Below are 21,781 nucleotides of genomic sequence, written 5' to 3'. Positions count from 1 at the left end.
TCGCACATTGCCAACACACGCTTACGTAAATCCATTGAGTATGCTTTCATTTCAAGCCTCCATGCTTGACCCAAGCATACACAACTTCTTCAGAGGGCGCTAGATGTGTTCGTGACTTGCTCTAGCCCTGCTGCTGGGCGTTCATTCCAGCATGGGCTCAAAGATTCTCAAAGGCGAGCGATCCCTGACCGTCGATCATCTGCTGAAACTGGCCCAACGCTTCAAGGTCCGCCCGGAGCTGTTCATGGACTAAGTTGCAGTCTCCCTCGCGCCGGGTGCCACGCACAACTCCGTTGTGCGTGTCCCCGACTCCCACCCCCTGTCACTTGCAGTCGTAGTCCCACTGCTGAACGCGTTCAAAGCTAAGCTGGCGCTTGCCTGGCTCAATTCTTACAACTTCATTGCATTGCTCTTGTGGCCGTTCGACGGCATCGGGCGCAAAGCCCAGCAGTTCAATCTCCCAATCACAACTGCTCTGTGCAGCGATTTCGATCAGAGTCTTTGACTCGCCAGGGGTGAGAGAACCTTTGCCTTCTACCAGCGTCTTGCCCCCGTCGTTCACCGTAAAGGCAAAGGCCTCATTTGACCATGAGTAACGAATTCGACCGGGCCCGGAGTAGAAGACGCGCGCGGCTCCATCGCCTGTTGCACCGATACCCACACGAGGAATCGCCGGGTTTGATGTCGGGATACTTGGTCGGGAAGCAGTGTCCACGACTAGAGCGGTCCCGGATTGATTCTTGCTGCACCCAGCCAGCCCCACGAGACAGAGCAACATGCTTGACGCTATGATCCTCATTTCTGCTTTTCCCATTCAACAGCATCACTCGCACCAAGCACATCGGCACGCACAACAGAGTTGTGCGTGGCACCCAGCTATTTCTCGGCGGCGTAGGAACCGACTCGAAAGCTCGCTGCGATCACCGGAACGAACGTGATGGGAAACATCGCAACGTCCGTCAATTCGCTTGATACGGCCATACCCAGCACCAGAAGCGCCAGCGGTGCAGCGACGACCAAGGTGGTCTTCCAGCGACGCCTCTGGCGGCTCATGCTGCTAAAGAGCGCAAAGGCAGGCGCCATTGCGGCAGACGAAACAGGCAGCCAGGCAAACAGCCAGACTGCCATCCCGATCCCGCGGCTGGCGCCATCGCCAGAGCCTGCGAAGAAGTGGTATACGAACACGTTGCTTGAGACCCAGCTTATTGCGGTAACCCAGCGGGCCATTGTGATAATCTGCGCACCCGCCTCACCGTCGCCGGGCCAGGCCAGGGATACTATCACCAGTCCGGCTGCAGAAACGATTCCGCCAAAGAAATACAAGTTGAATTTCAGGGGGTTCTGAAAATGCCACCCCGAATCGTCGGCGTAGTGGCACGACGCTAACTCGCACACAATTGCCGCCAGCAGCAACAAAAGGCCTGCAACAGCAGGCAATGAGATAATGATCCGCCTTTTCATTTCCCAAACCACGTGTGCCAGTCGGCGTCGAGGCCGTAGGCTTCGATGTTGTGCTGCATGGTTTTTTCGCAGGTGCAGTCGGGCGGGGATTTATCTACGGCATGAGCGATTCGGACCATCGTCTGTGTCATCGCGCTGACGGCGCCGGCTACACGGTCGTGGTCGGATTCGCTCGACAGGCCGCCGAAGAGCGTGCCGGGGGCGAAGGGTTTGTGGCGCAGGCCGCCTTCGGCGTAGTTGACGACGTAGCAGACGGCCGCGTAGCACATCTGCAGTTCCTTGGCCAGGAAGACTTCCGGCACGAAGGTGTGGGTAGCCACCTCGGCGCCCAGGGCTGAGAGCATGCGGATCTCGGCGGGGGTTTCGAGTCGCGGGCCTTCGGAGACGGCGGCTGTGCCCGAACCGTGGAAGACCAGGCGCATGGCGTGCAGGGCCTCGCCGGCGGCTTTTCGCAGCGAGGGGCAGAAGACGGGGAACTGTCGCAGGAAGCCCAGGGGGCTGTCTTCAAAGAAGGTCGCCTCTCGGCGGTGCGTCAGGTCGAGCAGGTCGGTCAGGATCACCAGGTCGCCCACGGCGATGTTGTGGGTGATGGTGCCGCCGGGCCCCCAGGCCACCACGCGGTTGACGCCCAGGTCTTTCAGGGCGTACATGTTGGCGCGGCTATTGATCTTGCAGGGGGCGGTCTTGTCCATGCCCGCGCCGTACCGCGGCAGCAGGTAGAACTCGGTGCCCTCGGCCGCGACCAGGAAGATCTCGCCGCTGTTGCCGAAGGGGGTCTTTCGCGGGCCGAGCTGAGTGCCTGCAATATGGCCGGCCTGCCACTGCCGGTAGACCTCTTCGCCTGCAATGCACGCCAGTGTCGCGGCCATGAATGACTCCTTTCGCGAAAACCAAATCCGAAATTCGAATCTCGAAAACCGAAATAGACGGCAAATCCGAATTGAAGATAACAACCTCGCCACAAAGATCACAAAGAACACGAAGAACAGAAAGAGGAGAGTAATCGGTCATAAGTAATCGGTGAAACAAAACGGACTTCCGCTTACCGATTACTGCTTACTGATTACCTTCCTTTGTGTTCTTTGTGATCTTTATGGCAAATCTTTTCTTCGGCCACGGGCAAGATGCCCGTGCTACTGCTCTTCTTCCGCCGGCGGCTCGGTGGGCAGAATGTCATCTTCTGCCGCGCCCAAAGGCAGTTGGGCCTGCTCGCCTTCGCCGGCGTCGAGGGGCAGTTCGCCCTGGGCCGAGTCTTCGCCGACGACCTGTGCGACCGAGACGAGCTTTTCGCCCGCCTTGAGGGCGATGACGCGCACGCCCTGGGTGGCCCGGCCGATAGACCGCAGTTCGCTCACTGCCGTCCGGACGATCATGCCGCCGGAGGTGATGAGCATCAGCTCATCGTTGTCGCGGATGGACTTCATCGCCACGACCTTGCCGTTGCGGTCGGTGGTCTTGATATTGATGATCCCGCTGCCGCCGCGGCCCTGGATGCGATACTCATCAAAGTCCGTGCGCTTGCCGTAGCCGTTCTCGCACACCGTCAGCAGCGAGGCGGTCGGCTCGACGACGGCCATATCCACCACGTGGTCGTCGTCTCGCAGCTTGATGCCGCGCACGCCGGCGGCGGTTCGGCCCATGGGGCGCACGTCGTCTTCGTTAAAGCGGATGGCCTGCCCGTCGGCGGTGCCGAGCACGATCTCATTGCCGCCGTGGGTGATGGCGGCGCCGATCACGCGGTCATCGTCCTGCAGCCCGGTGGCGACGATGCCGCCCTTTCGCGGGTTGGCGTAGGCCTTGAGCGAGGTCTTCTTGATCTCGCCGTGCCGCGTGGCGGTGACGAGGAACTTGTCCTCCTCGAAGTCGCGCACGGCCACGACGGCGCAGATGCTCTCGTTGGCCTGCATTTCCAGCAGGTTGACGATGGCGCGGCCGCGGCTGGTGCGGGCCATCGACGGGATGTCGTAGACCTTGAGCCAGTGCATGCGGCCGTCGTTGAGGATGATCAGCAGATAATCGTGCGTGCTGGCGATGAAGAGCTGCTGGATGAAGTCGCCTTCCTTGGCGTCGGAGCCCATGACGCCCTTGCCGCCGCGTCCCTGGCGGCGGTAGGTCGTGACGGGCAGGCGTTTGATGTATCCGTCGTGCGTGACGGTGACGACGACGTCTTCCTCGGCGATGAGGTCCTCGATGTCGATGTCCTCGACGTCGCCGACGATCTCGGTGCGGCGGTCGTCGCCGTAGCGTTCCTTCATCTCATAGATGTCTTCACGGATCACGTCGACCAGCATCGCGTCGTCGGCCAGCAGACGCTCGTAGCCCTCGATCTCCTCAACCATTTCGCTGTAGTTGGCGGCAAGTTTTTCGATCTCCAAGCCGGTGAGGCGCTGGAGCTGCATCGACAGGATGGCGTCGGCCTGCACGCCGGTAAGGTGCTGGTCCTGCTCGCCGGCGACGCTGACGAAGCTCTCGGGCAGCAGTTGCCGCACGGTGGCTTCTTCCGTCAGGCGCAGGTCCAGGGCCATCAGGCCGGTCTTGGCGGCCGGCACGTCGGGCGAGGTCTTGATCAGCTCGATGATGCGGTCGATGTCGGCCACGGCCAGGATGAGGCCTTCGAGGATGTGGGCTCTCTGGCGGGCGCGTCGCAGGAGGAAGCGCGTGCGGCGGGTGATGACCTCGCGGCGGTGGAGCAGGAACTGCCCGAGCATGTCCTTGAGGGTCAGCGTGCGGTGCTGCAGGCGATTGACCAGGGCGATGTTGATGATGCTGAAGGTCGACTGCAGCGGGGTGTACTGGTAGAGCTGGTTGACGACGACCTGCGTTTCGGCGCCCTTCTTGAGCTCGATGATGATCCGCATGCCGGTGCGGTCGCTGTGGTCCTGAATATCGACGATGTCGGGGATGCGCCCTTCCTTCACCACGTCGGCCACGCGCTCGATGATCGTCGTCTTGAGCACCTGGTAGGGAATCTCGGTGATGACCAGTTGCGTCTTTCCGCCGCGGGTCTGCTCGGCGTGCATGCGCCCGCGGACGGTGATTCTCGATCGGCCGGTGGTGTAGCCTTCGACAATGCCCCGCCGCCCGCAGATCATTCCGCCGGTGGGGAAGTCGGGGCCTTTGACGTGCTGCATGAGGTCCTGGACCGTCGCATCGGGATGTTCGAGCAGATGCACCAGGGCGTCGCAGACCTCCCGCAGGTTATGCGGGGGAATGCTCGTGGCCATGCCCACGGCGATGCCCTGGCTGCCGTTGACCAGCAGGTTGGGAAACTTGCTGGGCAGCACGATCGGCTCGTTGCGCGTGTCGTCGTAGTTGCGCTGCACGTCGACGGTGTCGTACTCGATGTCGAGCATCATCTCGGTCGCCACGGCCGTCGTGCGGGCCTCGGTATATCGCATGGCGGCCGGCGGGTCGCCGTCGATCGAGCCGAAGTTGCCCTGCGGGTCGATGAGCGGGTATCGCATGTTCCAGCTCTGGCCCATGCGGACCAGGGTGGGGTAGACGACGCCTTCGCCGTGGGGATGGTAGTTGCCGGAGGTGTCGCCGGCGATCTTGGCGCATTTGCGGTGCTTGCTGCGCGGACCGAGGTTCAGGTCGTGCATCGCCACCAGCACGCGGCGCTGCGAGGGCTTGAGCCCGTCGCGCACGTCGGGCAGCGCCCGGTCGACGATGGTGCTGACGGCGTACGTCAGATAGCTGTCTCGCATCTCGTCTTCGATGGGAAGATCGTCGATGCGCTCATTTGCGAACATGACGGCCGGTCGCGGCACGCGAGGCTGCACGCCCAGTATTTCTTCGCCGGCGCCGGCGTCGGCGTCGGCCGGAGGGGTCGCATCCTGCTCGTTCGCGTCCTGATCGTCCGAATCAGGTCTTTCAACATCCTTGTCAGCCACGGTCTGAACTCCCTAGAAATCAGGTCTCACCCAAAGGTTCATTATGCACGAAACGGGGGCGAAATGGAAGAATGGAAGGTGGAAGAATGAAGATTGGATGGATGGATGGATGGATGGATGCTTGGATGGATGGGTGGGTGGCATGGCGACACCGGTTTTATCGGGGTCGCCATGAGGCCTGGCGAGCAGGGACTCCTCGTCCTCGTCGTCGTCCTCGTCCTCGTCGTCGGTTGTTTCTCTATCGCCTAGAAGAACCACTTGGCCAGTTTCAGGATGCCTTGGCTCCACGGCACGCGGTGGGAGACGCCTTTTTGCGACTGGAACTTGTGCAGGTTGGCGATGTACCAGTCGTAATTGCGGATCAACGCCTGCCGGTTGGAGTATCGCGGGGTAAACTCCAGCACCTTCTGCGCTTTTTCGATCGAGACGAACGATTCCTGCCCTGCCGTCTCGTACACCCATTTGTACAGCGGCGAAAGCTTCAGGGCCTCGAGCAGTTTGAGCGTCCATATCACCGGCCGTGCGGGCAGCGAGCGGATCTTCTTGCCGAACCCCGCGTGATCGAGGACGGCCTGGAAGTCCTGCTTGAAGGTGGCGTACTCGGCGGCGCCGATGTTGAAGACGTCGTTGACGGCGTCGCGGTCCATGGTCGAGACCCGCCAGATCGCCTCGCACAAATCCTCGACGTCCAGCAGTTGGTAGCGGTTCTTGCCGCTGCCGATAATCGGGAACCCGTGCCCCGTGCGGGCCCATTCATAAAACATCGCGAAGACGCCCAGGCGCTCGGGACCGACGAACGACTTGGGACGCAGGATCGGCACGCACATCCCCTTGCGGCGGAACTCGATGCAGACTTCCTCGGCCGCAATCTTCGCCTCGCCGTAAGGCCCCACGCCGTGCAAGCGGTCGTTCTCATATAAAGGATGATGGTCCGGCACGCCGTAGACGGCCGTCGATGAGACGTGGACCACCCGCTGCGCCCCCGCCGCTTCGGCGGCTGTCAGTACGTTGCGCGTTCCGTCGATGTCAGTCGATACGATGTCCTGCCTGGAGTAAAGCGGCAAGGCGGCGGCGCAGTGTACGACGACATCGGCGCCCTTTACCGCCGCGGCGACGGCGGCGGCGTCGCGGATGTCGCCGCGAACGACCTGCACCTTGTCACGGCAGTCGTCGTAGTCGAACTCGGCGAAGTCCAGCGAAGCCACATCCTGCCCGCGCGCCAGCAGATAGCGCACGAGATTGATGCCCAGAAATCCCGCTCCGCCGGTCACTAAGAACTTCACGTCAAGCCTCCGTGGCGCTTCAGGCGCGCCCGATGTCCAGAATTTCAGCAACGCCGGGCGTGCGCCCAAACAGGACCACCAGGCCCGCCAGAATCACGAAGATCGCCAGCACCAGCCACATGACGCGATCGGCCAGGAGCACGTCGACGATGTCGCCCTTGAGCAGGCGGCGGCTGACGCGGTCGTACCGCAACACGCCGTAGAGCGCGACCGGGATGGTCCAGATCATGTGCCCCGAGCCGATGTGGCTGACCGTCCGCGGGGCCAGGCAGTACAGGCTGTACGTCATGATGGCCATCGTGGCCGAGACCATCAGCAGGCGGTCGAGCTCCTCGATGCTGTATCGCTTCAGCGATGGGCGGCTGGGCGAGTCCAACTCGTCGGCATAGACGAGGTACTCGACGCGCCGTTTCGAAACGGCCAAAAAGAAGCACAGCATGAACGTGCAGATGACCAGCCACGGGCTGATCGCAACGGCGATGGCGCCGGCGCCGGCGGTGGCCCGCAGGACGAACCCCAGGGCGATGGCGATCACGTCGATGATCGAATGCGACTTGAGCCACGTCGAGTACAGCACGTTGAGCACCAGGTACGCCACGGCCGAGACGATCAGCGTCGCGCGGGCCCAGGCAGGCTGGGCCGGGCCGCCAGGCAGCGTCGCCACCGCCAAGCCCATCAGGGCAAGGAACAGCGACAGGACGATTGCACCACCCACATGAAGCTGCCCCGAGGCGATCGGGCGGCGGCACTTGTCTTTGTGCTTGCGGTCGAGGTCGCGGTCGAGGATGTCGTTGAACAGGTACACCGAGCTGGACAGCAGGCAGAACGCCGCCACGGCGATCAGGCACTGCCCCCACGCATACGCGGATGTGAACTTGCCGGCGAAGATCAGCGGCGCCAGGACGAAGGCGTTCTTGAGCCAGTGCTTGGGGCGCAGGGCAGACAGCACCGCCCCGGCCGTCAGAGGCGGAGGGTTCTGCAAGGACTGTTCATGCTCGGGCAATGTCGGCTCCGGTGTTTGGCTATTTCAGAAACCATCCGGCGGTTGTAGACTGTTCCGCATGACCTCTGCGGCGATTCCCAATGCTCCGCCCGCCGCGCCCCGCCTGGGCGCCGGCGGATGGCTGGGCGTACTGGCGGCCTTCTGCATCTTGTACGCTCTGACTGCCCAACAGGCCGTCAGTTGGCAAGACAGCGGCGAGTTCCAGTGGCGAGCCCTGAACAACGACCTGGCCGGTACCATGGGTCTGGCCCGGGCCCACCCTCTCTATATCGTCGCGGGACACGCGCTTTCTCTGATTAGTTTGCGACATTTTCCGTGGCTGCTCAATGCCTTCAGCGGCCTGGGCGGAGCGGTAGCCCTGGCGAACCTGGCGGTCCTGACCACCTGGCTGTCCCGCCGGCGATGGATCGGCCTGACGGTCGCGGCCATGTTGGGCGTCAGCCACGCCTTCTGGTGGCTCTCGACAGCCGCCGAGGTTTATACCTGGTCCGTCGCCGGCCTGACCGGCGAGTTGTGCCTCCTGATCATGCTGATTCACCAGCCGCGCGCGTGGGTGCTCATCGCCCTGGCGGCGGTCAATGGCCTGGGGCTGTGCGTACACAATTTCGCGCTGCTACCGCTGCCTGTGTACCTGACGGTGGTGATCTGGCTCATAGCCAAGGGGCGGCTGCGCGCAGGCTGGCTGCTTGCTGCCGCGGCGGCCTGGCTTGCGGGGGCGGGCCTGCTGATCTATCTGGTCATCGAGTTGACCTTGCGGACGGGCAGCGTCTGGGGCGCGGTGACGTCGGCGCTGGTGGGCGACTTCAGCGGCAAGGTTCTCAACCTCACCGACGCGAGCAAGTATCTCAAGGCCAATGCGGCGCTGTCGGCGTTGAGTTTATGCAATCTGCTGCTGCCGCTGGCGATTGTGGGGTGGATCCGCCTGCGCCGGCACGTGGGCGGCGCGGCGGCCGGGGCGATCTGGGCCATCAGCGCCTTGCACATTCTCTTCTTCGTGCGCTACCCGGTGCCCGACCAGTTCACGTTCATCCTGCCGACGATGGTGATGCTGGCGGTCGCGGCGGCGGTGGGATTGGCCGAGGTGGCCTCATGGGGTGTGCGATGGCGCGCCGCGACGATCTCGCTTTGCTGGCTGGGCGTCGCGTTGGATCCGCTGCTGTACGCGATAGGACCTTCGCTGGTGCCGCAGAAAATGGTCGAAGCCATGCGCACCAACAAGCTGCCCCGCGATGAGGTGCGATATTGGCTGACGCCCTGGAAGCAGGACGAGCGTTCGGCCCAGGAGTATGCCCGCAAGACGCTGAGCCAGGCAGCGCCCGGGACCGTGCTGCGGCCTGATTCGACGAGCGTTTACGCCCTGCTGCTGATCCAGCGGCTGGAGGGTCTGGGGCCTGAGGTCATCATCATACCGCCGCCGGGGACGTCGTCTTCGCCGCCATCTTGATATTCGCCGCGGCAACATTTACGATGCTCGCTTCGAAGGAAGCTGGAATACGCACATGATTCAGAGCGATGCAAAACTAGGCGTAGCCATTGTCGGCTGCGGGACAGTCGGCGGAGCGGCCGGGGTGTTGCTGACGCGCGATGCGGACATTCTGGGCGCCAAGATGTCGCCCCGCCTGGAACTGCGGTATCTGGTCGATGTCGACTTCACCAACGCGCGACGGCAGGGGCTGGACGAACGATTGTTCTGCCGGGATTTTTCCGCCGTGCTGGCCGATCCATCGGTGGGCGCCGTGGTCGAGTTGATCGGCGGCCTGACCATCGCCAAGAACGTGATCGTCAGCGCCTTGTCGGCGGGCAAGCACGTGGTGACGGCCAACAAGGCGCTGCTGGCCCACGACGGTCCGGAGCTGTGCGCCCTGGCCCGCAAGAACAACGTGTGCATCGCGTTCGAAGGCAGTTGCGGCGGTGGAATCCCGATCATCCGCGCCCTGTGCGGCGGGCTGCTCGCCAACCGCATCGACGCCCTGTACGGCATCGTCAACGGAACCTGCAACTACATCCTGACCGCCATGAGCCAGGGGCAGACGTACGCACAGGCCCTGGCGGTGGCGCAGGCGAAGGGGCTGGCCGAGGCCGACCCCTCCCTCGACGTCGAGGGCTACGACTCGGCCCACAAGCTGGCGATCCTGGCCGGGCTGGCCCTGGGATGGCACATTGATCTGGCCTCGATCCCGGTCGAGGGCATCGACCAACTCGACGCGACCGACCTGAACTACGGGCGCGAGCTGGGCTACGTCGTCAAACTCCTGGCCATCGCCCAGCGCCAGAGCGACGGCGTCAGTCTCCGCGTGAGACCGGCGTTTATCTCGGTGGAGCATCCGCTGGCGTGGGTGTCGGGCCCCTTCAACGCCATCAGCGTATACGGACACGCCACCGGCCATACGATGTACTACGGGCGCGGCGCCGGCGGGATGCCGACGGCCTCGGCGGTGCTGGCCGATCTGGCCGACGTGGCGATGGGCACGGCGCCGCGGGCCTTCGCCAGCCTGACGCTCATGCCGGACCTCGCCGAGGCAGGACGCCAACTGCCGCTCGAGGCCATCCGCAGCCGCTACTACCTGCGCATGGCGGTGGCCGACCAGCCCGGCGTGCTGGCGATGGTGGCCGCCATCCTGGGCAATCACGGCATCAGCATTCTCTCGGTGCTCCAGCACGAGCAGGCCCAGATCGCCAACGGCTCGGTGCCCCTGGTCATCACCACGCACCGGGCGCAGGAAGGCGCCGTGCGCAAAGCACTGGCCCAGATCGACGCCCTGCCCGTGGTCAAGGCCCGCAGCGTCTGCATTGGGATTGTGGACGAACATCCGGAAGAACTGTGATCGGTAATCAGTAATCGGTAATCAGTAATCAGTAATCGGTAATCGGTAATCGGTAATAAGCCGTTAGTGGTTACTGGTTACTGATTACTGATTACTGGTTACTGATTACTGCTCCCTGATTACTGTTTTGCTTTATGAAATACGTCATCATTATTCCCGACGGAGCGGCCGACGTGCCGCAGGACGACTTGGGCGGACGCACGCCACTCGAGGCTGCATCCATGCCCAATGTTGCCTGGATCGCCCGCCATGGCAAGTGCGGCCTGGTGGCCAATGTGCCCGAAGGCATGGAGCCCGGATCGGACGTGGCCACCATGTCGGTACTGGGATACAACCCCGCCGAATATCACACCGGGCGGGCGCCCATCGAGGCGGCCGCTCGCGGCCTGAGCGTCGGGCCCGACCAGTGGATCCTGCGGTGCAACCTCGTCACGATCATCGACGGCATCATGGTAGACCATTCGGCCGGGCACATCTCGACCGAGGAAGCCTCGGAGATCATCGCCCAGCTCGACGAGCGTCTGGGCAGCGAAGCAGCCGCGTTCCACGCCGGCGTCAGCTATCGCCACCTGCTGGTGCTGGGCGGCGAGCTGGCCGTACACACCACCGCCCCGCACGACATCCTGGGCCAGCGCGCCGACGACTATCTGCCCAAAGGAAAGGGCGCCAAGAATCTGGTGCGCCTGATCAAGGCCAGCCGCGAGTTGCTGGCCAATCATGAGATCAACGACGTGCGCGCGGATCTGCGCGAGAACCCCGCCACCAGCATCTGGCTGTGGGGGCAGGGCAAAATGCCCTCGTTGCCGCCGTTCCGCCAGCGATTCGGGCTCAGCGGCGCCGCCGTGGCGGCAGTCGACCTCGTCCGCGGACTGGCCAAACTGATCGGCTGGGACTGCGTCAACGTCAAAGGCGCCACCGGCTATCTCGACACCGACTACGCCGGCAAGGGGTCCGCCGCCGTGGCGGCGCTGGCCGATCACGATCTGGTGTGCGTACACATTGAGGCCCCCGACGAAGCCGGACACCAGGGCGACCCCAAGGCCAAGGTCCACGCCCTGGAGCAGATCGACCACCACATCATCGGTCGCGTGGTCGAACACCTCCGCGGACAAGAGACGCCCTGGCGCGTGCTCGTCCTGCCGGACCACCCCACTCCCTGCACCATCCGAACGCATACCGCCGACCCGGTTCCCTTCACGATGGCCGGGTTGGGCATCGACGCCGTCCGAGGCGCCTCGTTCACCGAAACCGCCGCCCAGGCCTCCGACTTGTTCATCCCGCGCGGGTGCGACTTAATGGAGTTTTTCCTGACGGTGCGATAAGATGTCGTTTAAGAAGCGCCTCCAATGGCACATGCAATGCGAGATAACCCGGCCCACGATGATCGGACGATGGGACAGGCGCGAGCAGAGTTGATCCTCCGCGAACGCGTCAAGGAGCTCAATTGCCTGCACGCTATCGCCCGCATCATATCGCAGAAAGATCTGCCAATGGAGGAGTTCCTCCAGGCCGTCGTCGATGCCCTGCCCAAGGCATGGTTATATTCAGAGATCACCTGCTCGCGCCTCCGACTCGATACCCTGGACCTGCGGACCCCGCGTTTCCAGGAAACCCCCTGGTCGATCTCGGCCGATCTGATGATCGAAGGCCGCAAGGGCGGCAGCATCGAGGTCTTCTATCTCGCCCAGCGCCCCGAACAATTCAACGGCCCCTTCCTCCAGGAGGAATGCCTCCTGCTGGAGACGGCCGCAAAGTTTATTGCCTTCGCCATTGAAGACCGCCTGCTGCGGCAGTAGTCTTGGAGCGAGGAAGCCTTAGCTGCCGCTTTGGACGTTGTTGGGGCCCAGAAACTCTTAAAGCGGCAGCTATGGCTGCCGCACTCCACATGCGGCAGACCAGTCGCGCGTCAAATGTAGTTCGGCCACTTCCTCTTTGCTTCAACGACGCGATCGGGCGAGATCTTCCCGTCGGCGTTGACGGTGTTCTGGTAGCGCGTCGTCGCCTGATCGCTGTCCCACACGGCCATCGGCAGCACCGTGGCCACTCGCGTGGTCGAGGCCAGCCAGTCGGCCAGCTCGCGGGTCATGTCGGCCACGACGTCGCGACACTGCGGGGCAAAGTAGAGGTTCTTCATTTCCCAGGGGTCGGCGTCGAGGTCGTAAAGCTCGCCGAAAATGGGGACTGTCCCGTTGTTTGGGACTGTCCCAATCTTGGCGCCCGATCCCTCATCGAAAAACCCTTCCGGATAGAACACCATCCGCCACTTGCCCTTGCGGATGGACTTGCTCAGGGCGAACTCCGTCACGCCAACGCGGTGCATGGACCGGCTCTGCCCGGCCAGGAGCGGCGAAATATCTTTGCCGTCAGAAGTCTCGAAGGGCTCCAGGCCAGCCAGGCTGCACAGGGTTGCGGAAACGTCGACCGTCTCGACGATCTCGCGCTCGACGTGGGCAGTCTTGAACCGCCCCGGCCAGCGCCACATCATCGGCACGCGCGTGATGGCATCGGAGCAGATGCCCGGGGCCTTTTCGAGCTGGCCGTGCTCGCAGGCGTAGTCGCCGTGGTCAGCCGCATAGACGACGATGGTGTCCTCGCCCAGGCCGCTCTTGTCGAGCCAGTCCAGCAGTTCCCCCACCGCGTGGTCGACGTGGCTGACGTTGCCCAGGTATCCGTGCAGCTTGCGCAGCCGCCCGGCCTCGAACGTCTTGGGCTCGAAGAGCTGCCATGGGTCCTGGCGGTATCGCTTGGCCGAGGCGACCAGGTGCGGGGCCTTGCCGGCCGCTTCCATGTCGTAATCCGCATTGGGCGGCAGGGTGAGCTTGCCCTGGTCGTACAGGTCCCAGAACTGTCGCGCCGGCGTGTAGCACTGGTGAGGCTTGGGCAGCGAGACGTGCATGAAGAACGGCTTTCCCTCGGTCGTCGCCTTGCCCATGAACTCGCACGCCTTGCGGACCGACCAGCCCTCCTGGCCGTCTTCGTAGCTGACCATGGAGGGACGGCCCTCGATGGTCTGGCGGCCACGGGCGCCGAACTCCTGCATCGCCGCGTGGTCTTCCTTGTCGGTCAGGCCGCGATCGGCGAGGTATTTGGCGTACTCCTTGCTCCGCCCGCCGACGCTGGTGTCGCAGGTGTCGTGGAATTCATCGCAGTCATCCTCGACCCAGTATTCCGGGCAGTGGATCTTGCCGATGGCGGCAGTGCGATAACCGCCGCGGCGGAAGTGCCCGAAGATCGTCGGCAGCCCCTTGGGCTTTGGCCCGCTCAGGCCGTAGTAGCCATGGTTGTGGGCGTATTGGCCCGATATATAGCACACGCGGCTGGGCGTGCAGATGGGGTTCTGCACGATGGCATTGTCGAACCGCACGCCTTGGGCGGCCAGGCGGTCCAGGTACGGCGTCTTGGCATGCGGGTGGCCCTTGCACGAGAGGACCTTGGCGTTGTGCTGGTCGGCCAGGATGAACAGGACGTTCGGTCGAGCGGGCATGGCGGTCCTTTCTGCAGAGCGTGTCTTGTACCAGATTGCGCCGCAGCGGGGCAATAGAAGTCCGTTCGCATCGCTAGTAATGACGCCGTAAGGCGTTTGCCCCCGGCGCGCCGCCAAGTTGCCGAGGAAGGGTAGGTATAGAATGTCGTAACGAAGACTCTTGACATGGTCGCCCACTTTCAAGAGGATTGGCCAGTCAGAGGGTGTGGGACACCCGGAGAAGAGAGAATGTCTAGAACCGTTCCAGTGAAAATTGTTGGCCAAGCCTTTGCATGCTCGCGACTTGCCGAGGAAACCTTCAATAATTCCAATGCGCTTTATGTAGTCATATGTGTTGCTCCTGGTGGGAGTTGGACTGTGCTTGATGTTGGAGAGTCTAAGATTGTCGCCAGAAAAGCACAGTGGAGTCCCGCATGCCCCAACCAGAACTTATGGGTCTGTGTTTACGAAGCATCCGACCCCCGCAATCGCCGTGAGCTCGAAGATCGTATCCGGGAACAATACGGGCCGCCAGTTGGGAAGAAGGCCTAAGGACAAGAGCATTTGGCCAAGCCGGCTATACACATACTGTCCTCCATGCCTGTATCCGCCGAGGAATGCAACAACGCGTCTCTGATCCTCGAGCGAACATTTGATTCTGTATCGGCGCTGCTAAAGGCGTTTGATGCGGGAACGAGCCCTGGCAGACCAACTGACGAACAACAGGATCTTCTCAGGGCGATGCTGGTGATGGCTGCGGCTGGCGTTGACGCGATGGCCAAGCAACTTATCCGTGACTCTCTACCGACGCTGGTACGGAATTATCCGAATGTTGCTGCAGGTCTCGAGACGTTCATCGCCCGCCAGATTCGAGATGATTCTGATTTACTGGAGTCTGGCGGCGCGAGGAACTTCCTGGCAAGGATTCTCGCGGCTCCCTCACACCAGACCCAGGTGATTGAAGAATACATCAAGACTTTGACCGCTGGCAGCCTCCAGTCGGCTACAGAGCTTTTCCATATTGCAGAAGCTCTCGGTCTTTCAGGCTCAAGCCTTGGAATGGACAAGAGCGCCTTACAGGCTATCTTCAATCTTCGGAACAAGATCATTCATGAACTGGATATCGTCGGTTTTGGCCAGCAAGGCCGCCTTCGCAATATTCGCAACAGAACCGACATGGTCAAACACACCAACACGCTTCTCAGGACAGCGGAAGCATTACGAGACGCCGTTGACCAGAAACTCATATCCTCGGGCTGACGGCAAAAGAAGGCACCTCTTTACACGCCGCCTCAAAGGCATTAATATTCCCGCCTTGATATGGCAATCATCGTCATGAAATTCGGCGGTACGAGCGTGGCCACGCCGGAGAAGATCCGGTCGGCGGCCCAGCGCGCCATCGACGCGCAGAAGAAGGGTTACCAGGTCATCATGGTCGTCTCGGCGATGGGACACGAGACCGACCGCCTGGAAGAACTCGCCAAGGCGGTCTGCCGCGGCGACGAACCCTCCAAACGCGAACGCGACCAGTTGCTCGCCACCGGCGAGCAGGTCACCATCTCGCTGGTGGCCATGGCGCTGGAGCACATGGGCACGCCGGCGATCAGCTTCACGGCCGGGCAGATCGGCATGATCACCGACGAGGCGCACACCAAGGCCCGCATTCACCGCATCGACGCCAAGCGCATCCACGCGCAGCTCGATGCCGGCAGGATCGTGATTATCGCCGGGTTCCAGGGCGTCACGGCCGACGGGCACGTCACCACGCTCGGGCGCGGCGGCAGCAACGTCACGCTGGTGGCGGTGGCGGCGGCGGTCAAGGCCGAAGTCTGCGAGAACTACACCGACGTCGATGGCGTGTACACAGCCGACCCGCGCATCGTCCCCAACGCCCGCAAGATCGACCGCATCAGCTACGACGAAATGCTCGAGCTGTCCAGCCAGGGTTTCAACGTCTTGCACAACCGGGCCGTCGAGTTCGCCAAGAAATATGACGTGCCCATCCACGTTCGCAGCAGCCTCAACACCAGCAAAGGAACGATGATCGTGGCCGAAACACAATCCATGGAGCGCATTGTCGTCAGCGGCGTGGCGCTGAAGGAAAACATCGCCCGCCTGTCGCTCAAGGACGTCACCGACCGCCCCGGCAGCGCCGCGCAGATCTTCCACGCCCTGGCCCAGGGCAAAGTGGTCATCGACGACATTATCCAGACCGAAAACGAATCCGGCACCGCCAACATCTCCTTCACCGTCGACCTGGGCGACCTGGCCGACGCCGAGAAAGTGGTCTCGGCGCTGGCTGCAAAGATGAAATGCCGCTACAGCGTCGAGAAAGACCTGGCCAAGGTCTCAGCCGTCGGCGTGGGCATGCGGGTGCATACCGGCGTGGCCGAGCGGATGTTCGCCGCCCTGGCCAAGGGCAAGATCAACATCGACAACATCACCACCAGCGAGATCAAGATCTCGGTGATCGTCAGCCAGAAGCAAGGCCGCGACGCCCTCCGTAGCGTCCACGACGCCTTCGACCTGGGCAAACCCGCCAAACGCGCCCGGAAGAAATAGCGGCTCGCGATTATGAACCCCCAACGCCCCAGGGATTCCAATCCCTGGGCTTTTCTGTAGACTGTCGGCGTGAAACGATTCCCCAACCCGATGGTGCCCGTCTCGGTGCGATGGCGCCGACAGCGGCGGATCCGCCTGACCGCGGCATCGCTGATCGCCCTGGCGATAGCGGCGGCGCTGGCCATCGCCGACCGCGGGGGATTCTTCGGCAGAGCGCCTGAGGGCGACTTCGCCCAGTACGGCGGCAAGAGCTTCCGCGTCACGAAAGTCGTTGACGGCGACACGATCGACATCGAGGCGCCCGACCCGCCCCGCTCACAGACGCACACTCGCATTCGTTTCTGGGGCGTTGACACCCCCGAGATCGTCCATGGAGCAAAGCCGGGAACCCATTTTGGACCCGAGGCCGCCGCCTTCACGCGCCGACTCATCCAGGGGCAGTACGTGCGGCTGGAACTCGAACCGGCAAAGAAGCCTCGCGACAAGTACGACCGCCTGCTGGCGTGGATCTACCTCTCCGATGGGCGGCTGCTCAATCGCGTGCTGGTGGAGGAAGGTTACGCCTACGCCGATCCGCGTTTCGACCACCACCTCAAAGCCGAGTTCGCGCGGCTGCAGCGGCAGGCGCGCTCGGCCGGGCGCGGGCTGTGGAAGTCGGTCAAGCCCGAAGACCTGCCGTACTACTTGCGGCAGAATAGTAGCCAGTAAGAAGTGCCGGGTGCCGTGGCGGGAGGGCTTTGGCCCGACAGCCACGACCACGCGCAGTTTGCGACATTTCGCTCTGCCTTGAGTTCGGGGATCGTGGCTCTCCGGGCCTGCGGCCCTGCGCGCCACGGCACCCGCGCGACCGGTGTCGCCATGGCGACCTTCATCCTCTTTCTCCGTGGCCTCTGTGATCTCTGTGGCAAAGCTTTTTGGGCTTGTTATTGTCGCGCGGTTGTGCAAAATATCCGCCAAGAAAAGGAGTTCAGCCGTGGCATTGGTTTTCAACGACAATGATCGTGTTTTGTTCCAGGGCGACAGCATCACCGACTGGGGGCGCAGCCGCACCGACGACAATAATCTCGGCGGCGGATACGCGGCCGCGTGCGCGGCGTGGATTTCGGCGGCCTATCCGGCCAGGAAGATCACGTTCCTCAACCGCGGGATCAGTGGTAATCGCGCGTGCGATCTCAAGGCCCGTTGGCAGGCGGACTGCATCGACCTGAAACCCAACTGGGTTTCGATCCTGATCGGCATCAACGACACGTGGCGGGCGTTTGACAGCAACAGCCCCACCACGGCAGAGGCGTACGAGGTCGACTACCGCGCGATCCTGACCGACGCGCGTGCCAAGCTCAGCGCCAAGTTCATCCTGTGCGAACCGTTCGTGCTGCCCTGCCCTGCCGACCGCGAGAAATGGCGGCTCGATCTCGATGCCAAGATCAATGCTGCCAGAAAGCTCGCCCGCGAGTTTGGCGCGATCTTCGTGCCCTTTGACGGCCTCTTCGCCGCTGCGGCAACGCAGCGCGAACCAGCCTTCTGGGCCGGCGACGGTGTACACCCAAGCCCCGCTGGCAACGCCCTGATGACCCAGGCATGGCTGCGGGCGGTGGGGGCTCTGTAGAAAATTGCGATACCTGTGAATGGCTAAGGGCCTTTGAAATCGTGAACCGATAAAGGAAGAAGGAAAGCGTCGATGTCTACAAAGATCAGCAACATAGTTGGGCGACAGATTCTCGACTCCCGCGGCAATCCCACGGTCGAGGTCGATGTCTATCTCGATGGCGGAATCATGGGCCGCGCCGCCGTTCCCAGCGGCGCCAGCACCGGCGAGAACGAGGCCGTCGAGCTGCGCGACGGCGACAAGAAGGTCTACCTCGGCAAGGGCGTCCTCAAGGCCGTCGGCCATGTGAACAAAGAACTCAAGACCCTGGTCGTCGGCAAAGACGCCACCGACCAGGCCGGCATCGACAATGCGATGATCAAGGCCGACGGAACGCCCACCAAGGGCAACTTCGGCGCCAACGCCCTGCTGGGCGTTTCGCTGGCCGTGGCCCGGGCGGCCGCCAACGCCGCCGGCAAGGAGCTGTTCCAGTACATCGGCTCCGACAAGGCCGTCACCCTGCCGGTGCCGATGATGAACATCCTCAACGGCGGAAAGCACGCCGACGGCACGGTCGACTTCCAGGAGTTCATGGTTCAGCCCTGGGGCGCCAAGAGCTTCTCCGAAGGCCTGCGCATGGGGACGGAAGTCTTCCACGCCCTCAAGAAAGTGCTCAAGGACAACGGATACAACACGTCCGTCGGCGACGAGGGCGGCTACGCCCCCAGCCTCAAGCGTAACGACGAGGCCCCGGAGCTGATCTGCAAGGCCATCGAGAAGGCCGGCTACAAGCCCGGCAAGGATATCTGGATCGCCCTGGACCCGGCGGCCAGCGAGATGGCCAACGCCGCCAAGGAGATCGGCAAGACCGGCTACTGCTTCTTCAAGAGCGACCCGTCGCGCGTGGCCACCAGCGACGAAATGATCGACATCTGGTCGTCATGGTGCGCGAAGTACCCCATCCGCAGCATCGAGGACGGCTTGGCCGAAGACGACTGGGCCGGCTGGGCGAAGCTGACGGCCAAGATGGGCGACAAGATCCAGCTCGTCGGCGACGACCTGTTCGTGACCAACATCAAGTTCCTCCAGCGCGGGCTGAAGGAAAAATGCGGCAACAGCATCCTGATCAAGCTCAACCAGATCGGGACGCTCACCGAGACCCTGGCGGCAATCGACCTGGCGATGAGCAACCAATGGACTGCCGTCGTCAGCCATCGCAGCGGCGAGACGGAGGATACGACCATCGCCGACTTGACGGTCGCCCGCAACACCGGGCAGATCAAGACCGGGTCCGCCTGCCGGACCGATCGCGTCTGCAAGTACAACCAACTGCTTCGAATCGAAGAGGCGCTCAAAGACAAGGCGGTCTATGGCGCTGCAACCTGGAACAAGCGATAGCCCCCCCGCGCGGCGGGTGCTCCATGCGTCGGGACGCATGGTCGGCTTTCTCATGCTGACCGTGCCGGCGGTGACAGTGTTCGGCTCTGCCGTACTGCTGCCGATGATTGTCAATCAGGCATACCACAACCAGTACCTGCTGGATACCAAGAAGGCCCAGGTGCAGGATATGGAAGTGCTTGTCGCCGCCAACGACAAGCTCATCGCCCAGTTGCCCGTCGATGAGGTGCTGACCAAACGCCTGGCGGAAAATCAATTGTCCGTCGTTCCCGAGGCTGAAGAGGTCATGCCCGCCGTCGGACCGGCCGACCCCCCGGACCTGCTGCGCCCCACGCCTCACCCACGCCCGCAGCCCCCGCCGCCATGGCTGCTGCACATCAGCCGGCGGTTGAGCAATCCCCCCACCCGGCGCGGGCTGGTTGTGTTGGCGCTGGGCACGGTGATCACCGCGTGCTGCCTCTTCTCCCCCCCGCTGCCCCGTCGCAGGAAGAAAGAGGAAGACACCGACGTGCAGACAACGACCCTATAAGTTGTGAGTTGTGAGTTGCGAGTTCTCTCACAACGGTCTTCAGGCCATCAGGTCTGACTGCTCGGGCTGCATGAACCCGCGGAGTTTCTTCATCGCCTGCAGTTCGATCTGACGAACGCGTTCCTTCGAGATGCCCAACTGGCGGCCGAGCTGCTCGAGCGTCTTGCCCTTGCCGGAGGGGTCGAGGCCGTAGTGGTCAATGAGGATGGCCCGTTCCTGCGGGTTGAGGCGGGTCAAGACAGCGTCGATGCTCTCTCGCAGTTCTCGCAGGTTCAGTTCATTGGGGTCGTACGTGCGCAGGCTGGCGGCGATATCGAGCACTTCTTCGTTTCCGGTGGCGAAGCGGTCGAGCTGGTACTGCTCCTTGGGGACGCTGCGGGCAAAGTTGCGGATGATGGCCCACGAGGCATAGGTGCTGAAGCGGTTGCCTCGCGTGTAGTCGAACTTCTCCACCGCGCGCATGAGCGACACGTTGCCGTCGCTGATCAGCTCGAAAAGCGTTTGGGCTTTGCCCATGTGCTTCTTGGCGATCGAGACCACCAGGCGCAGGTTCGAGCGGATAATCTGGTTCTTGACGACGTTGGACTGCAGCAGGAGGTCCTCGATCTCCCGCAGCTTGTGCGTGCGGATGCGGTTGAGATCGATCTGCTTTCGCTGTTTGTCCGCCTGGTACTTGAGAAAGTTGTACCGGCGAAAGAGGTCTTTCTCGCCTTCGGGCGTCAGCAGCGGCACGTCGTAGAGCGCTCGCAGGTATGGGGGCAGGTCGGCCGGCGGGCGCGGGGCGGGCTTGGTGGCCTCGGCGTCCAGGGGCACCGCGGACATGATGATGTCATCGGCGTTGGGCAGGTCGAACTGCGAGCTATAGACGTAGCTGATGGGTCGCTTGAGCAGTTGCTGGGCCCGCACTTCATTGACAACGCGATAGATGGTTCCGCGGGTGCGGTGGTGGCGTTCGGCCAGCGCAGGCACGGCGAAGCCCCGCAGATATCCGCGGTAGATGGCGATCTTTTCCTGGTCGTTGAGCGGGGCCGACAGGAAGGGAAAGATCGGGTCCTCCGGGTGCTCGATATCGTGGTTTCGCAGCGTATAGCGAATCGTCTCGACGGCTCGCCCGGTGCGGGCCGCGAGGCGTTTGGCGACGTCGCCGAGCGAGCAGTGCGTGAACGTGGCCATCCGCTTGGCGCGGCGAAAGATGTCGCGGCGTTCCTGCTCGCTGATCTGCGTGAAACGCACCGAGCGGCTCACGTCGCCTTCCTGGAACCCGATGAACCGCTGCAGCGAGCTTTCGAGAAAAACGACGCGGCGTCGCCCGTCGGGAAAGAGCATTTTGCGCGTGGGCAGGCCGCGCTGGCGCCATCGTTGGATGGTCTTGGTCGAAACGTTGAAGCGATTGGCCACGGCCTGGCTGTCTACGACCGGCTCTTCGTATTCGGACGGGCGCAGGTCGAAGCTGTCGCAGATCTTCATCATCATCAGCAGAAGATCCTGTCGCAATTTCGAGCCGAGCATCGGGCGGGGGGTGGACTTGTCGATGCTCCTGGGGCGATACCCGGTCAGGCGGAACACGACGAAATCGTAGGGATACTCCTGATCGTCATCGAGGATCATCGCCAGCGACTCGGCGGCGTCGACATACCCCTTTCTCAGGCGCGCAAGGCCGGCGGCCAATTCCGCCGCCATTTCCTCCATTGCTTTGTAGGTATATTTGCCCACGCCAGTGCCCTTCGTCGCAGGCTCGCGCCTCTGAACAATATCCGCCGCCTTCGCCCACAAGCGCTA

The 21,781-nt window shown here is 62.8% G+C and carries 19 protein-coding genes; 11 read left to right on the top strand and 8 right to left on the bottom strand.

The annotated features are described in order from the left end of the window. Positions 1–127: 127 nt before the first annotated feature. Positions 128–253: a hypothetical protein gene (locus ABFD92_15635; protein ID MEN6505969.1), complete on the top strand. Its 126-nt coding sequence runs from the start codon at positions 128–130 to the stop codon at positions 251–253. 69 nt (positions 254–322) lie between these two features. On the opposite strand, the gene ABFD92_15630 is transcribed toward ABFD92_15635, so the two are convergent. The 6 genes from ABFD92_15630 to ABFD92_15605 form a co-directional block, all read right to left on the bottom strand. Beyond that, positions 323–661 carry a hypothetical protein gene (locus ABFD92_15630; protein MEN6505968.1) on the bottom strand — a complete coding sequence of 113 codons (339 nt, stop codon included), beginning with the start codon at positions 659–661 and terminating at the stop codon, positions 323–325. A 215-nt stretch (positions 662–876) separates the two neighbouring features. Beyond that, complete coding sequence (locus ABFD92_15625; GenBank protein MEN6505967.1) at positions 877–1,461, bottom strand: hypothetical protein; 585 nt, start codon at positions 1,459–1,461, stop codon at positions 877–879. Continuing rightward, positions 1,458–2,330 carry an MTAP family purine nucleoside phosphorylase gene (locus tag ABFD92_15620; GenBank protein MEN6505966.1) on the bottom strand — a complete coding sequence of 291 codons (873 nt, stop codon included), beginning with the start codon at positions 2,328–2,330 and terminating at the stop codon, positions 1,458–1,460. Before ABFD92_15620 ends, ABFD92_15625 begins: the two co-directional genes overlap by 4 nt. 264 nt (positions 2,331–2,594) lie before the next feature. After that, on the bottom strand, positions 2,595–5,354 hold the full coding sequence (gyrA, locus tag ABFD92_15615; GenBank protein ID MEN6505965.1) for a DNA gyrase subunit A: 2,760 nt from the start codon (positions 5,352–5,354) through the stop codon (positions 2,595–2,597). Between the two features lie 245 nt (positions 5,355–5,599). Next, positions 5,600–6,637, bottom strand: a complete 1,038-nt coding sequence (locus ABFD92_15610; GenBank protein ID MEN6505964.1) for an NAD(P)-dependent oxidoreductase — start codon at positions 6,635–6,637, stop codon at positions 5,600–5,602. Between the two features lie 19 nt (positions 6,638–6,656). After that, positions 6,657–7,619, bottom strand: coding sequence for a UbiA prenyltransferase family protein (locus tag ABFD92_15605; protein MEN6505963.1), 963 nt, complete (start codon positions 7,617–7,619; stop codon positions 6,657–6,659). Between the two features lie 79 nt (positions 7,620–7,698). Here ABFD92_15605 and ABFD92_15600 point away from each other — a divergent pair, with 79 nt between their 5' ends. From ABFD92_15600 to ABFD92_15585, 4 genes are all read left to right on the top strand, one after another. Then, the gene (locus ABFD92_15600) at positions 7,699–9,084 is read left to right on the top strand and encodes a DUF2723 domain-containing protein (GenBank protein MEN6505962.1); all 1,386 of its coding nucleotides are present in this window, start codon (positions 7,699–7,701) and stop codon (positions 9,082–9,084) included. A gap of 55 nt (positions 9,085–9,139) precedes the next feature. Beyond that, positions 9,140–10,465, top strand: a complete 1,326-nt coding sequence (locus tag ABFD92_15595; protein MEN6505961.1) for a homoserine dehydrogenase — start codon at positions 9,140–9,142, stop codon at positions 10,463–10,465. Positions 10,466–10,599: 134 nt separating this feature from the next. After that, on the top strand, positions 10,600–11,787 hold the full coding sequence (locus ABFD92_15590; protein MEN6505960.1) for a cofactor-independent phosphoglycerate mutase: 1,188 nt from the start codon (positions 10,600–10,602) through the stop codon (positions 11,785–11,787). 24 nt (positions 11,788–11,811) lie between these two features. Further along, on the top strand, positions 11,812–12,261 hold the full coding sequence (locus ABFD92_15585) for a hypothetical protein (protein ID MEN6505959.1): 450 nt from the start codon (positions 11,812–11,814) through the stop codon (positions 12,259–12,261). 110 nt (positions 12,262–12,371) lie between these two features. On the opposite strand, the gene ABFD92_15580 is transcribed toward ABFD92_15585, so the two are convergent. Continuing rightward, complete coding sequence (locus ABFD92_15580) at positions 12,372–13,949, bottom strand: sulfatase-like hydrolase/transferase (protein MEN6505958.1); 1,578 nt, start codon at positions 13,947–13,949, stop codon at positions 12,372–12,374. 543 nt (positions 13,950–14,492) lie between these two features. Between ABFD92_15580 and ABFD92_15575 the strand changes: the two genes are divergently transcribed. From ABFD92_15575 to ABFD92_15550, 6 genes are all read left to right on the top strand, one after another. Next, a complete protein-coding gene (locus ABFD92_15575) occupies positions 14,493–15,188 on the top strand; it encodes a hypothetical protein (protein MEN6505957.1) in 696 nt (231 codons plus the stop codon). A 60-nt stretch (positions 15,189–15,248) separates the two neighbouring features. After that, entirely contained in the window at positions 15,249–16,490 is a 1,242-nt protein-coding gene (locus tag ABFD92_15570; GenBank protein MEN6505956.1) for an aspartate kinase, read from the top strand. A gap of 69 nt (positions 16,491–16,559) precedes the next feature. Beyond that, the gene (locus ABFD92_15565) at positions 16,560–17,198 is read left to right on the top strand and encodes a thermonuclease family protein (protein ID MEN6505955.1); all 639 of its coding nucleotides are present in this window, start codon (positions 16,560–16,562) and stop codon (positions 17,196–17,198) included. 271 nt (positions 17,199–17,469) lie between these two features. After that, positions 17,470–18,096, top strand: a complete 627-nt coding sequence (locus ABFD92_15560) for an SGNH/GDSL hydrolase family protein (GenBank protein ID MEN6505954.1) — start codon at positions 17,470–17,472, stop codon at positions 18,094–18,096. A 72-nt stretch (positions 18,097–18,168) separates the two neighbouring features. After that, a complete protein-coding gene (eno, locus tag ABFD92_15555; protein MEN6505953.1) occupies positions 18,169–19,473 on the top strand; it encodes a phosphopyruvate hydratase in 1,305 nt (434 codons plus the stop codon). After that, positions 19,445–20,002, top strand: coding sequence for a hypothetical protein (locus ABFD92_15550; GenBank protein MEN6505952.1), 558 nt, complete (start codon positions 19,445–19,447; stop codon positions 20,000–20,002). Before eno ends, ABFD92_15550 begins: the two co-directional genes overlap by 29 nt. 39 nt (positions 20,003–20,041) lie before the next feature. Here ABFD92_15550 and ABFD92_15545 read toward each other — a convergent pair whose 3' ends face one another. Next, positions 20,042–21,715, bottom strand: coding sequence for a sigma-70 family RNA polymerase sigma factor (locus tag ABFD92_15545; protein ID MEN6505951.1), 1,674 nt, complete (start codon positions 21,713–21,715; stop codon positions 20,042–20,044). Between the last annotated feature and the right edge of the window lie 66 nt (positions 21,716–21,781).

The organism is Planctomycetaceae bacterium, from assembly GCA_039680605.1.
Classification (GTDB): domain Bacteria; phylum Planctomycetota; class Phycisphaerae; order SM23-33; family SM23-33; genus JAJFUU01.
Note: the sequence above shows the minus strand (reverse complement) of the source record. Positions and strands in the feature narration are given on the sequence as shown.